Below are 12,754 nucleotides of genomic sequence, written 5' to 3'. Positions count from 1 at the left end.
AATTCCCGCTTTGTGTTTGCAAGCGACGCGACCGGCTTTTTTTGGCTCGCAAGCGGTTCGGGTAGAGCGTTCAGCGTCCGCGCGGCGGGCCGCGATGGGGCTTGGTCGGACGCACCGCGCCGCGATGCGCGGGCGGTTGGGCACCACGGCGCGGGCCGGTGTCGCTTGGTCCCTGCGGCGCGGGGACGATCTCGCCGCCGTCTTCGGACACGGTGCGCTTGAGCGCGTCCTGGAACTTGCCCGCAACGCCACGCGGAATCTGGAAGAAGGTTTCGTTCGGCCCGATCCGGATCGCGCCGATTTCCTGCTTGGTGATATGCCCGCGACGGCACAGCAGCGGCAGGATCCAGCGCGGATCGGCATTTTGGCGGCGGCCGATATCGATCTTGAACCACAGCACATCGTCGAAACCGGCGCGGTGATTGGCGGTGCCGCCGGGGCCAGCCTTGCCGGCCGGCGGCGTCGCGCCGCGCTCGATCAATTCCTCAGGCTGCGGCATCGCCGCGCGGTGCGCGCGCACGAGCAGCGCGGCAATATCCTCCGCGCTCTTGGTTTCGAGCAGCTTGGCACCGAGAGCGCGGTCGTCGTCGTCGATCTCGACCGGCGCGAGCAAGGTGGCGAGCAGCCGCTCACGGTCCTTCGCGCGAATATCGTCGGCGGTCGGCGGATCGGTCCATTCGGCGGCGATTTTCGCGCCCGCGAGCATCCGCTCGACCATGCGGCGGCGCTGATAGGGGACGATCAGCACGGCAGTGCCCTTGCGCCCTGCCCGACCCGTGCGGCCCGAACGGTGCTGAAGCGCCTCGGCATCGCGCGGCAGCTCGACATGGACGACGAGCGTCAGATTGGGCAGATCGATGCCGCGCGCGGCAACATCGGTCGCAACGCACACACGCGCACGGCCATCGCGCAGTGCCTGCAAGGCGGCGTTGCGTTCGTTCTGGCTATGCTCGCCCGACAAGGCGACCGCAGAAAAGCCGCGATCGATCAGGCTGGCGTGCAGATGTCGGACATTGTCGCGGGTCGCGCAGAACAGGATCGCAGTCTCGGCCTCGTGCAGCCGCAGCATGTTGACGACGACATTTTCGGTGTCCGACGGCGCGATGGTGACGCATTGATAGGCGATGTCGCCATGCCCGCGATCCTCACCCACCGTCGAGATGCGCAAGGCGTCACGCTGATAGCGCTTGGCGAGCGCGACGATCGGCTTCGGGATCGTCGCCGAGAATAGCAGGGTGCGGCGTTCGTTCGGCGTCGCGTCGAGGATTTCCTCAAGGTCTTCGCGAAAGCCCATGTCGAGCATTTCATCGGCTTCATCGAGCACCGCGACCTTGAGTGCCGACAAGTCGAGCGCGCCGCGCTCGAGGTGATCACGCAGCCGCCCCGGCGTGCCGACGACGATATGCGCGCCGTGGCTCAATGAGCGCCGCTCCTTCGAGGCGTCCATCCCGCCAACGCAGGTCGCGATGCGCGCGCCCGCCTTGGCATAGAGCCACATCAGCTCGCGGCTGACCTGCAGCGCGAGTTCGCGCGTCGGCGCGATCACCAGCGCTTGCGGAGCGATGCCGTGCGTGAGGCCATGCTCGCCGAGCAGCTGATTGCCAATCGCAAGGCCAAAAGCGACGGTCTTGCCCGACCCGGTCTGGGCCGAGACGAGGAGATCGCGCCCAACCGCATCGGTCGCAGCGACGGCGGTCTGGACGGGGGTGAGCGCTTCATAGCCACGCGCGGCGAGCGCATCCGACAAAAGCGGGGGGAGTTCGGAAAGGGTCATCGTCTTCCAGATTGGCAGGCCGCGAACCGGCGGCGGTCAGTTCGGGCCCCTTTAGTCCGGGCAGGGCGCCAAACGAGCAAGGGCGCGGCCATGCGCCCTTTGGGCCGCAGCGTCAAGTTTTGTGGGGTATGCAACCCGTGCGGTCGGCTCGGCGGCAGCGAGGGTCGCTGCTGGCCCGGTCAGTGCTGCCTGTGGTGGAAGTCAAACATAATGTCACCGCGAAACATGACCCGCTGCGCGCTGCACCCGCATCCACACATCATCTGAGATCGAGTTTTGCCAAACACAGCCGAGCGCCCATAGCATCCGGCGATCCCGTCGAGCGTCCGCTTCCACGGCCTCAATGAAAGCAACGCCATGAGCGGCGAGGAGGGTTTCCAGCGGGCCCGCAGCAGTGTTTGCGACGATACGTCGCGCCTCAGTAGCGGCCTCGGTGAAGAGCTCTTCTTCCGTGTAGTACCCGACGATGCACTTGATCGCTTCCCAAGCGAGAGCCGGGTGTAGCCTTGCCAGTTCAATCAGTAGCCACCCGCGCTGGAACACCCTGTCCGGAACCGCGCGAGGGTCGTAACGCGCATATCGAATCCAGCAGGCAGCGATTTGATGGGGCGTGGGGTGCATCCGGTCAATCCGCTTCCAGTTACCGAACCGCAACCGGGCGATTGCCGTTTGGCGGCGCCAATCAAGCCTGGAAAAAAGTGGGGAGCTTCTGTTGCTCGGTGCTCCCCGTACCGCCGTAACTGCTTCTGTTGCCCGGTGCAGCCCAACCGCGCTTTCGTCGTACTAACCTAGACCGTTAAGTCTTGGGTTAGGCCGCAATTGCGAGCGCCTCGTTATCGTTGGCACTTGGTTATGGGCCGTCACGGTGGTCCCATTCCGAGCAAAAGACAGCGCCATTCAACACACGTCGATCCTGGTTCGGCCCCGTCAGAGCCCCTTGGCAAGCCCAAGGGGTTTTGGTGGAGCCGCCGGGTACTGCCCCCGGGTCCGCTGCGCCTAGTCCACGCCATCGTTTATCGCCATAGTCGGGCGAACCCGACAAAAGCACATATAGGCGCTGCGCAATTAATGAAAAGACTGCCTTCCACTCGCCGCAAAGTCGGTTCATAGAGCCGCCATTATGTTGACGCAGCGTTCCCGCTACGCGCTCCGCGCGATGCTCTATCTGGCCGAGGCTCCCGCAGGTGGTCCGCCGATCCCGATGAACCGGATTGCCGAGGCCGCCAATGTCCCGCGCAAATTCCTTGAGCTGATCCTCGCTGATCTGCGCGAAGCAGGGCTACTGCACAGCCACCGCGGCAAGATGGGTGGCTATGTGCTATCGCGCCCCAATCACCTGATTTCACTCGGCGAGATCATCCGCGTGATCGAAGGGCCGCTAGCACTGGTGCCGTGCGTCAGCCGGACGGCCTACCGCCGCTGCGCCGATTGCAAGAGCGAAGCCGCTTGCGCGATCCGTCAGGCGATGGCGCGGGTGCGCGACGAGACCGCGCGGATTCTCGATGGCACCAGCTTGGCGGATGCGATTGCCGAGGATCTGGTTGCGGCCTGAGCGAGAGCATTCTGCAACCACCCCGTTCGTGCTGAGCTTGTCGAAGCACTGTCCTTCTTCTGCGAGCTGCCGGAAAAAGAAGGGCGGCCCTTCGACAAGCTCAGGGCAAACGGGGTGAGCGCGGGGCCAATCGCCCCGGCTCGCCCTAACCTTAATCCCGCTTCACCAGCGCGTCCCTGATCTCGCGCAGCAGCACGACGTCGGCGGGTTCAGCCGCTGGCTCGGGCGCCGCCTCGGCGGGCTTGGCGGTCATCTTGTTTACCGATCGCACGATCAGGAAGATGATGAAGGCGACGATGATGAAATTGATCGCGGCCGTCACGAACGACCCCCAGCCGAGCAGCGGCACCCCCGCCGCCTTCAGCGCAGCATAATCGGTCGAGCCTTGCAGCTTTTCGGGCACGTCGCCCAAGATCAGGAAATGGCTCGAAAAATCGAGTCCGCCGAAGATTTTGCCGATCACCGGCATGATGATGTCGTCGGTCAGCGCGGTGATGATCTTGCCGAAGGCCGCGCCGATAATCACCGCGACGGCGAGATCGAGGACATTGCCCCGCGCAATGAAATCCCTAAATTCCTTCAGCATCGTCACTCCCCCGGTACACGCCGATTTGGCTTGGGGGCGGATGCTGCCTCGCGTAAAGGGCGCTGGCAAGGGTTTGGAGGGAATAGGTCATGAAGTCTCGTACTCGATATGGGTTGGCCGCGTCGGTGCTGCTGCTGTCCGGCTGCGGCCTCAACAGCATTCCGACGGCAGACGAAGACGTGAAGGCGCGCTGGGCCGATGTGCAGAACGACTATCAGCGCCGCGCCGATCTGATCCCCAATCTCGTTGCGACGGTGAAGGGCGCGGGCTTGCAGGAAAAGAGCATCCTGGTGGAAGTGACGCAGGCACGCGCCGCCGCCAACACGATCCGGGTGTCGTCCGAGGATCTGACCGATCCGGCCAAGCTCGCGCAGTTCGACCGCGCGCAAAGCTCGCTCGGCCTGTCGCTCCAGCGGATGCAGGAAGCCTATCCAGAGCTGAAGAGCCAAGCCAATTACACCACGCTATTGAGCCAGCTCGAAGGCACCGAGAACCGCATCACGATCGCGCGGCGCGATTATAATGCGGCGGTGCAAAAGTATAACACCACGATCCGCACTTTCCCGACTGCGATCACTGCCAGCATCGTTTATGGCGCCAAGCCGAAGGCGCCGTTCGCGGCCACGACGCCGGGCGCCGAGGCTGCACCGAAGGTCGACTTCGGCAGTTGATCCGCTTCCTCGCCTTCCTCGCCGCGCTGCTGCTGTTTGGCAGCGCGGCTACGGCGCAGACCTTCCCCAAATTCACGGGGCTGGTCGTCGACGCCGCCAATGTACTGCCGCCGGAAACCAAGGCCGATCTGACCGCGAAGCTAGAGGCGTTGCAGAAGGAAACCGGGCGTCAGCTCGTCGTCGCGACGATCCCCGACCTGCAGGGCTATCCGATCGAGGATTATGGCTATCGGCTCGGGCGCGCCTGGGGCGTGGGGCTGAAGGACGTCAACAACGGCGCGATCCTGTTCATTGCGCCCAACGAACCCAAGGGCAAGCGCGGCCCCCGGATCGAAGTCGGCTATGGGCTTGAGCCCTATCTGACCGATGCCTTTTCGTCGCAGGTGATTTCGACACTGATGGTGCCGCGCCTCAAGGCAGGCGATGTGCCGGGCGCGATGACGGCGGGCACCGACGCGTTGATTGCCCAACTGCGCGCCAACCCGGATGAAGCCAAGGCGCGCACCGATGCCGCAATCAAGGAATTCGACAAGGCTCGCAAAAAGAAATCATCGGGCACTGCGGCGTTCGGGATCGGCGCAGGCGTTGTCTTCTGGCTGCTCGTCGTCGGCTCCATCGTGCTTGCCGCGACGCGGCGCCGGACGGGTCGGGCGTACCGCAGCGGCAACAGCGATTGGGGGTCGGTCGCACTGTGGACCGCGCTCGAAGTCGCGCGCGCGGCGGCCGAGAATAACAATCGCAGCTCGGGCTGGGGCGGCGGGTCAGGCTGGGGCGGCGGTAGCAGCGGCGGCGGCAGCGACGGTAGCTGGGGCGGCGGCGGCTTCAGCGGCGGTGGCGGCGGCTCGTTCGGGGGCGGCGGCGCCTCGGGGGATTGGTGATGCGGCTTAGTCCCGAAGAACGCGATGCGGTGAGTGCCGCCGTGGCTGCGGCGGAGGCGGGCACCGACGGTGAAATCGTGACGATGATCGCGCCGGTTTCTGACGCTTACCGCGATGTGCCGCCGCAATATGGTTTGCTGGCCGCGCTGCTGGTCCCCGCCGTTGTCGCGATTGACCCGGCGTGGCTGCCGTTCACCAGCGATGGCTGGGCCGCGCCCGATGAGCGGCTGGTGCTGCTCGGCGTGATGATCCTGCAAGTCGTCGCGTTCCTGATCGTCCGCTATGCGCTGGTGCGGATGGACTGGCGGCTCGCGCTGACGCCCAAGGCGACCAAGCGCCGCCGGGTGCGCGCGCGTGCCATTGAGCTGTTCAAGGTCGCCGCCGAACAGCGCACCGCCAAGCGCGTCGGCGTGCTGCTCTATCTGTCGACGGCTGAGCATATGGCCGAAATCGTCGCCGACGAAGCGATCCACGGCAAAGTCCCGCCCGAACGCTGGGGCGATGCGATGGCCGCGCTTGTCGCCGAAGTCCGCGCGGGACGGACCGGCGCCGGGATGGTCGCTGCGGTGGCGGCAATCGGCGCGATCATCGCCGAGCATTTCCCCAAGACCGACGCCGATGTGAACGAACTGCCCGATCGACTGATCGAACTGTGAGCGCGCAGACCGTCTGGCAGGGCCGCTTCATGACGATGCAGGTCGACGGCCAATGGGAATATGCGTCGCGCGCGCGGGGGATCGGCGCGGCAGTGATCCTCGCGATCGATAACGGCGACGTCATTCTGGTCGAGCAACACCGCGTGCCAATCGGCCAGCGCTGTCTCGAACTCCCCGCCGGGCTGGTCGGCGACGAGACCGAGGGCGAAGCCGTTGAGGTCGCGGCGGCGCGCGAGCTGGAGGAGGAAACCGGCTATCGCCCCATGCGGGTCGAGACGGTTGGGTCCTTCTACTCGTCCCCCGGCATGGTGTCCGAAGGCTTCACGCTGGTGCGCGCGCTTGATCTGGTCCGGGTCAGCGACGGCGGTGGGGATGCGGGCGAAGACATTACCGTCCACCGCGTGGCGCTCAGCGGGATTGCCGATTTCGTCGCCGCCAAGCGCGCCGAGGGGGTGGCCATCGATGTGAAGCTGCTGATGCTGCTCGGGCCGGGTTTACTGGGGTAGCGGGCAGATTGGCGCGATGTGCCGGGGGTTATGGGCAATCGCAGTCAATCGGCAGTGCGCCCGCAGCGAAGCAACCGCGAGCGCGTCGACCAACCTGATGTGCAGACTGGAGCGTTACCGCAGAAGCGCGACAGTCCGGCAGTGGGTGGGAAGTTGAATGTCCGGATTTGAACGCGTCGGTCGATATGTCGCCGTTCGTTCAGCTGTCGTTGCCGTTCAATTGAATAGCAGAAATGCTGCATGCAGTTGCCCGGTCAACATTACGATCTGGTGCAGCGAACCGTAGTGGCGCGGCGTTAATGGAGGACGTTGCTGGCAGCGACGATCAGCTTTCCATCGTGTTGCGGTTGCAGCAAAAACTTCGGTGTCGCGGGCACTTTCCAATCCCCAATTCGCATACAAAACAGTATCTGCATTGCAGGCAATCGGAAGTCGCCCGTCAATCGTGGTGTCTTGACTAAATGTCGGCGCAAAAGCGAAGACGCCCGCAAATTGCCCCGGAAACCTCGTTGCTAGATCGAGGGCATATAGGCCGGACAGGGAGTGCCCAAGAATATAGCGCCGCTTATCGCTCACCCGGTGCCCTTCAATCAACGGCACCAATTCGCGCATCAAGAATGTGTCGAATGCGCTTGAGCGTCCGACTATCCGAGGTCGCCAATATGTGGGTGCACTTGTGGCAGGTCGAAAATCGCGATCGCGATTAACATTGGAGAATACGGCAATAATTTTAGGAGGTTCATCACCTTGCAAGACGGCTGCGACAGAAAACACTACAGCCGGTGCAAGACTATTCCTGAGAGTGGAGCCGTCGAGTGAGTAGACTATCCGACCTTCGGAATGCGGATTGAAGACGCGGTAGGTTCGAGTCTCTTGCAGGGCCACGGATTCGATCGTGCGAACCAGACTGGTCGACCATTGCCAAGCTGATAACAAGCCCAGCACCAGAAGCATTCCAAGGGCGAACCGCGCTAACCAGCGGAAGTTTAACCTCTGCATTCACTGACCATTCGCGGGACTTCTCCGTTTTCTCGTAGAAACGCAAGAAGCATAAACCTTTATGCGTGCGCTTCCGACGCAAAGTCAGCTTTCAACGCTTCTAATGCTGGGTGCCAAGGTCCGAAAAGCAGTCGTAAGCCGAGGGGCCGCTTTACCAGCCCGCCCCCTACCCCGGCCGCTTCATCCGGAACAGTGCGTCCGCCGTCACTTCGAAATAATCGCCCCAGCCGCCGCCGCGCATCACGCCGCGCGCGGCGAGCGTGCTGAAGGCCTCGTCGACGATCGCCTCCTCGGCGATATGCACCCCCACCACTTCGCCAAACACCACCCAGGCCTCGACCGGATCGCCCGCCGCGCTCGTCAGCTGGAGCGTCTGGCTGTGGCGGCATTCGAACTGCACCGGGCTCGCCGCGACGCGCGGGGCAGCGACGAGGCGCGAGGGTGCTGCCGCCAATCCGGCGAGATCGAATTCGTCGACTTCGGGCGCGACGCTTGCCGACGACGCATTCATGGCCTCGGCGAGATCGCGGCTCACCAGGTTCCACACAAATTCGCCGGTCGCTTCGATATTGGCGATGCTGTCCTTCGGCCCGATCGAGCAGAAACCGATGATCGGCGGCACATAATTGAACAAATTGAAGAAGCTATAGGGCGCGAGATTGCGCACGCCGCCTGAAGACAGCGAACTGATCCAACCAATCGGCCGCGGCGCCACGATCGCGTTGAGCGGATCATGCGCAAGGTCATGTCCGTCGCGCGGCTCGTAGTAGCGAAAAACGCCCAAATCGGTGCCTTTTTGTGCTGTCACTTTTTGTCGAGTGGTATCGTATCTTTCGCTAGCATAGGCATTGGCGCGACAGGCGCACAATAGACGGGGAATGGAATGGACGCAGTGATCGATCCGATGGCGCAGCCGATGCCGGAACCGGCGCCGGTCGCGCCCGCGCCGGCGCCGCCGCGCCACATTTACAAGCATTTGCTGGCGACGCGGATCTGGCACTGGGTGAATGTCGTCACGATTTTCATCATGATCGGCTCAGGACTCGGCATCCTGAACGCGCACCCGCACCTCTATTGGGGTCCGCATGGCGCGCAGCCTGACGTGCCTTGGCTAGAGCTGCCGCACTGGCCGAGCTGGGTTACGATTCCGGCAAGCTATAATCTGTCGCTGTCGCGGCGCTGGCATTTGTTTTTCGCGCTGGTGCTGGCGTTCGGGCTGCTGGGCTTCATGATCACCAGCCTGATCAACCGCCACTTCCAGAAGCAGCTCGTGATCAAACCGTCGGAAATCACGCCGTCGCACCTTTGGTATGACATCAAGGAGCATCTGGCGCTGCGCTTCCATGATCCGAAAAACCCCGGCGCCTTCAACGTGCTGCAGAAGATTGCGTATGCGACGCTGATCTTCATCCTGCTGCCGCTGGTGATCTTTACCGGGCTCGGCATGTCGCCGGGCATCAATGCGGCGTGGCCATGGATTCTCGACCTGTTCGGCGGGCGCGCCTCCGCGCGGTCGCTCCATTTTCTGGCGATGTGCGGCATCGTCGGCTTCATCGTCGTCCATCTTGCGCTGGTGATTCTGGCAGGCCCGATCCGTGAGGTCGGTTCGATGATCACGGGTTACTGGAAAGTCCCTGAGGAGGGTCATTAATGTCTGAGATCATCACGCGCCGCTCGCTGCTTGCCGGGGCGAGCGCTGGCGCCGGGCTGCTGCTGTCGGGCTGCGACAGTGTCATCCACAATCCCGATGTCCTTAAATACATCTACAAGGAAAATGAGGCGCATTATTTCCTGCAACGCGGGCTTTCGAGCTATGCGTCGCTGGCGCCCGAATATCGCCCCGACCAGATGTCGCCGGTGTTCCGCGCCAATGGGTCGCTCAATCCGGGAACGCCCGAATATAGCGCTTGGGTTGCCGACAAATTCACCAGCTATCGGCTGAAAATCTACGGGCTGGTCAACAAGCCGCTCGAACTGTCGATGGCGCAGATCCGATCAATGCCCGCGCGCACCCAGATCACCAAGCATGATTGCGTCGAAGGCTGGACGGCGGTGGGCCAATGGCATGGGCCGACGGTGGGGTCGCTGCTCAAGCTGGCCGACGTCCAGTCGAAGGCCAAATATGTCGTTTTCCACTGCGCCGATCATTATCACGGCGCGGCGCTGCCCTATTATGAATCGCTCGACATGTTCGATGCGTTTCACCCGCAGACCATTCTCGCCTGGGCAATGAACGGGTCGCCGGTATCGGTGCCGCACGGGGCGCCGCTGCGGCTGCGCGCCGAGCGGCACCTTGGCTACAAACAGGCGAAATATGTCATCGGCATGGAATTGGTCGAAGATTTTTCGCACATTCAGGGTGGCCATGGCGGCTATTGGCAGGACAATGTAGATTATGACTGGTTCGCCGGTATCTGATCACTAACGGGCGACCTTATGGCATTGATTGATCTCTTCCTCGCCCGCGCGGTGAAGCGCGGGCAGCTCACCGTTCGTCATTTCGATGGCAGCGAAAAGCGCTTCGGCACGCCCGAGGCGGGCTATCCCAATGTGACGATCCGCTTCACCGACAAAGGTGCGGCGGGATCGATCATCCGCGACCCCGCGCTCGGCGCGGGCGAGGCCTATATGCACGGGCGGCTCGTGCTCGACGAAGGCGGGGTGCTCGATCTCGTCACGCTGATGACGATGAACGATCTGTGGGAAGGTGGCACCAACACGCTGCAACCCACTTTCTTCACGCGCGCCCTCGAAAGCGTCACTCACCGCGTCGGCCGGGTGAACATGGCGCGCGCGTCGAAGCGCAATGTCGCGCATCATTATGATCTGAGCGACCGGCTCTACGATCTCTTCCTCGATGCCGACCGGCAGTATAGCTGCGCCTATTTCACCGACGCCGCCAATGGCCTCGAACAGGCGCAGGCCGACAAGAAGGCACATATCGCCGCCAAGCTCGCACTGAAGCCCGGCATGCGCGTGCTCGACATCGGCTGCGGCTGGGGCGGGCTGGCGCTCTATCTCTACGAGAAAACTGGTGCCGACGTGCTCGGCGTGACGCTATCCGAAGAGCAGATCAAGGTTGCGCGCGCGCGGGCCGAAGCGGCGGGCGTCGCCGACAAGGTCAAGTTCGAGCTGATCGATTATCGTCATGTCACCGGTCAGTTCGACCGCATCGTCTCGGTCGGCATGTTCGAACATGTCGGCCCGCCCAATTACCGCACCTTTTTCCGCCAGTGCCGCGATCTGCTGACGCCCGATGGCGTGATGCTGATCCACACGATCGGCCGCATGGGCCCGCCCGGTGTGACCGATAAATGGACGGTCAAATATATCTTCCCCGGCGGCTATAACCCCGCGCTGTCGGAGATCGTCGCGGCGAGCGAGCATCAGCGGATGTTCCTGACCGATGTCGAAGTGCTGCGGCTGCATTACGCCTATACGCTGCAACATTGGTACGACCGGACCACCGCCGCCAAGGACGCGATTGTCGCGCTGTACGACGAGCCCTTCTTCCGCATGTGGCAATTTTATCTGGCGGGCGCTTTGTGTGCGTTCAAATATGGCGGGCTGGTCAATTTCCAGCTCCAATACGCCCGCAACCGCCACGCGCTGCCGATCACCCGCGACTATATGGGTGAGGCCGAGCGGGTGATGCGCGGCTGATACCAGGTCTCAATGGCTCCGACTCATCTTCTTAAGCCCCTCCCCTTCAGGGGAGGGGTTTGGGGGTGGGGCGTCGCAGTCTCACCGAGGCAGCGCCTAGCGGACAGGCCCCACCCCAACCCCTCCCCTGAAGGGGAGGGGCTATAGGTTTTGCTCCGTAAGACTTGGTATGACGCGCTTGCAATTCATTTACCTCCGCACCATATGACGCGTAAGCTGGCGTCAGGAGATGCGAAATGGCCTCGGTTAGCCTAGTGGAGCGCCCGGTTGAGGGCTTGCAGAGCTTTGCGGCGGACGATGACCGTCGTCGCCTAAGCCCGGTCGCGGTCAAAGCGGTCATCCGCGTGATCGATGCGTGGCGCGGCAGCAATGCCGACGGCGCCGCCCTGCTCGGCGTGTCCGAAAGCACGTGGGACCGGATGAAGGCAGGGAAATGGGACGGCGCACTCAGCCAGGACCAATTGACCCGCGCCTCGGCGCTGATCGGCGTGTTCAAGGGGCTGCACCTGTTGTTCGCCGACAGCATGGCCGATCGCTGGCCCGCGCTCGCCAATCGCGGCCCGGTGTTCGACCGGTTGACGCCCATTCAGGCGATGATCGAAGGCGGCATCCCCCGCATGCTCGAGGTGCGGCAATATATCGACGCGCTGCGTGGCGGGCTCTGACGGCTTCGCGATCGACGGCATCCCGCTTGTCCGCGACGCCTTTGCCCGCACCGTGCGGCTGGTCGCGACCGCGCGGCTGCGCGAGGCAGTGCTCGCCCCGCTCGCCGACAGCGCCGACGATCTCGCCCTGCTGGCGGAAATCGAAGGCGCGACCAGCGCGCGGCTGAACGCCGAAGCGCGCGGACGCAGCGGGTTGTCGGCGGCCGAGCTGGTCCACGGTGTGCCGCACGCCCGCTTCATCAACGCGAGCTTTGCCTATGCCAAGCCGCGCCAGCCGATGCGCTTCAGCTCGGCGGAGCGCGGTGCCTGGTATGCCGCACGCGCGGTCGAGACTTGCCTGGCCGAAGTCGGCCATCATCTGACGCTGGCGCTCGCCGACGCGGGCGATTTCAACGCGGTGGTTGATTATGGCGAGATGCTGGCGAGCATCGCGGGGCTGTTCGCCGATCTGCGCGCGGTGCCTGCGCATGCCAGCCTCGATCCCGACCCGGCGACCGGCTATCCGGCGGGCAATGCGGTGGCGGCAGCGGCGATTGCCGGGGGGCATGTGGGGATCATTTACCCCTCGGTACGCCATCCCGGCGGCACCTGCATCGCGGCGCTATGGCCCAATGCGGTGCAATCGGTGGTGCAGGGCGCGATGTACCGGCTGACTTGGTCGGGGTCGCCTGTGTGGCGGGTGGAGGCGTTGTAGGGTCTTTTCGGGCTGGGCCGCGCCTCGCATTCCCGTTTGCCCTGAGCTTGTCGAAGGGCCGTCCTTCTTTTTCCTGCGGTTCGAAGAAGAAAGGCAGTGCTTCGACAAGC

15 protein-coding genes and 1 other RNA gene are annotated in these 12,754 nt (G+C 63.6%); 10 read left to right on the top strand and 6 right to left on the bottom strand.

Annotation, left to right across the window (positions count from 1 at the left end; genetic code table 11):
• Positions 1–70: 70 nt before the first annotated feature.
• The 3 genes from K2W81_RS05700 to ssrA all read right to left on the bottom strand — a co-directional run bounded on the left by K2W81_RS05700 (position 71) and on the right by ssrA (position 2,853).
• Positions 71–1,774 (bottom strand): DEAD/DEAH box helicase, encoded by a 1,704-nt coding sequence (locus K2W81_RS05700; RefSeq protein WP_294102137.1) that lies wholly within the window; start codon positions 1,772–1,774, stop codon positions 71–73.
• 213 nt (positions 1,775–1,987) lie between these two features.
• Positions 1,988–2,395, bottom strand: a complete 408-nt coding sequence (locus tag K2W81_RS05695; protein ID WP_294102135.1) for a DUF6869 domain-containing protein — start codon at positions 2,393–2,395, stop codon at positions 1,988–1,990.
• A gap of 114 nt (positions 2,396–2,509) precedes the next feature.
• Positions 2,510–2,853, bottom strand: a transfer-messenger RNA (tmRNA) gene (gene ssrA, locus K2W81_RS05690).
• A 41-nt stretch (positions 2,854–2,894) separates the two neighbouring features.
• On the opposite strand from ssrA, the gene K2W81_RS05685 reads away from it, so the two are divergent.
• Positions 2,895–3,326: an Rrf2 family transcriptional regulator gene (locus tag K2W81_RS05685; RefSeq protein WP_294102133.1), complete on the top strand. Its 432-nt coding sequence runs from the start codon at positions 2,895–2,897 to the stop codon at positions 3,324–3,326.
• Between the two features lie 151 nt (positions 3,327–3,477).
• On the opposite strand, the gene mscL is transcribed toward K2W81_RS05685, so the two are convergent.
• Positions 3,478–3,912 carry a large conductance mechanosensitive channel protein MscL gene (gene mscL / locus K2W81_RS05680; protein WP_294102132.1) on the bottom strand — a complete coding sequence of 145 codons (435 nt, stop codon included), beginning with the start codon at positions 3,910–3,912 and terminating at the stop codon, positions 3,478–3,480.
• 89 nt (positions 3,913–4,001) lie between these two features.
• Between mscL and K2W81_RS05675 the strand changes: the two genes are divergently transcribed.
• The 4 genes from K2W81_RS05675 to K2W81_RS05660 are packed head-to-tail and all read left to right on the top strand — an operon-like array spanning position 4,002 to position 6,623.
• Positions 4,002–4,583 (top strand): LemA family protein, encoded by a 582-nt coding sequence (locus K2W81_RS05675; RefSeq protein ID WP_294102130.1) that lies wholly within the window; start codon positions 4,002–4,004, stop codon positions 4,581–4,583.
• Positions 4,580–5,461, top strand: a complete 882-nt coding sequence (locus tag K2W81_RS05670) for a YgcG family protein (RefSeq protein WP_294102129.1) — start codon at positions 4,580–4,582, stop codon at positions 5,459–5,461. Before K2W81_RS05675 ends, K2W81_RS05670 begins: the two co-directional genes overlap by 4 nt.
• Positions 5,461–6,117 carry a TPM domain-containing protein gene (locus K2W81_RS05665; RefSeq protein ID WP_294102128.1) on the top strand — a complete coding sequence of 219 codons (657 nt, stop codon included), beginning with the start codon at positions 5,461–5,463 and terminating at the stop codon, positions 6,115–6,117. Before K2W81_RS05670 ends, K2W81_RS05665 begins: the two co-directional genes overlap by 1 nt.
• Positions 6,114–6,623, top strand: a complete 510-nt coding sequence (locus K2W81_RS05660) for an NUDIX hydrolase (protein WP_294102127.1) — start codon at positions 6,114–6,116, stop codon at positions 6,621–6,623. Before K2W81_RS05665 ends, K2W81_RS05660 begins: the two co-directional genes overlap by 4 nt.
• 216 nt (positions 6,624–6,839) lie before the next feature.
• Here the strand turns inward: K2W81_RS05660 and K2W81_RS05655 are convergent, their stop codons facing one another.
• Together K2W81_RS05655 and K2W81_RS05650 are read right to left on the bottom strand one after the other, a co-directional pair.
• Positions 6,840–7,577 (bottom strand): alpha/beta hydrolase-fold protein, encoded by a 738-nt coding sequence (locus K2W81_RS05655; protein ID WP_294102126.1) that lies wholly within the window; start codon positions 7,575–7,577, stop codon positions 6,840–6,842.
• A gap of 211 nt (positions 7,578–7,788) precedes the next feature.
• Positions 7,789–8,430, bottom strand: a complete 642-nt coding sequence (locus tag K2W81_RS05650; RefSeq protein ID WP_294102125.1) for a flavin reductase family protein — start codon at positions 8,428–8,430, stop codon at positions 7,789–7,791.
• A 108-nt stretch (positions 8,431–8,538) separates the two neighbouring features.
• On the opposite strand from K2W81_RS05650, the gene K2W81_RS05645 reads away from it, so the two are divergent.
• From K2W81_RS05645 to K2W81_RS05625, 5 genes are all read left to right on the top strand, one after another.
• Complete coding sequence (locus K2W81_RS05645) at positions 8,539–9,273, top strand: cytochrome b/b6 domain-containing protein (RefSeq protein WP_294102212.1); 735 nt, start codon at positions 8,539–8,541, stop codon at positions 9,271–9,273.
• Positions 9,273–10,040, top strand: coding sequence for a molybdopterin-dependent oxidoreductase (locus K2W81_RS05640; RefSeq protein ID WP_294102124.1), 768 nt, complete (start codon positions 9,273–9,275; stop codon positions 10,038–10,040). Before K2W81_RS05645 ends, K2W81_RS05640 begins: the two co-directional genes overlap by 1 nt.
• Before the next feature lie 18 nt (positions 10,041–10,058).
• The gene (locus tag K2W81_RS05635) at positions 10,059–11,285 is read left to right on the top strand and encodes a cyclopropane-fatty-acyl-phospholipid synthase family protein (protein WP_294102122.1); all 1,227 of its coding nucleotides are present in this window, start codon (positions 10,059–10,061) and stop codon (positions 11,283–11,285) included.
• Between the two features lie 236 nt (positions 11,286–11,521).
• On the top strand, positions 11,522–11,950 hold the full coding sequence (locus tag K2W81_RS05630) for an antitoxin Xre-like helix-turn-helix domain-containing protein (protein ID WP_294102121.1): 429 nt from the start codon (positions 11,522–11,524) through the stop codon (positions 11,948–11,950).
• The gene (locus K2W81_RS05625; protein WP_294102120.1) at positions 11,937–12,644 is read left to right on the top strand and encodes an RES family NAD+ phosphorylase; all 708 of its coding nucleotides are present in this window, start codon (positions 11,937–11,939) and stop codon (positions 12,642–12,644) included. Before K2W81_RS05630 ends, K2W81_RS05625 begins: the two co-directional genes overlap by 14 nt.
• Positions 12,645–12,754 lie beyond the last annotated feature (110 nt).

It is taken from the genome of Sphingomonas sp. (assembly GCF_019749955.1).
GTDB lineage: Bacteria > Pseudomonadota > Alphaproteobacteria > Sphingomonadales > Sphingomonadaceae > Sphingomonas.
Note: the sequence above shows the minus strand (reverse complement) of the source record. Positions and strands in the feature narration are given on the sequence as shown.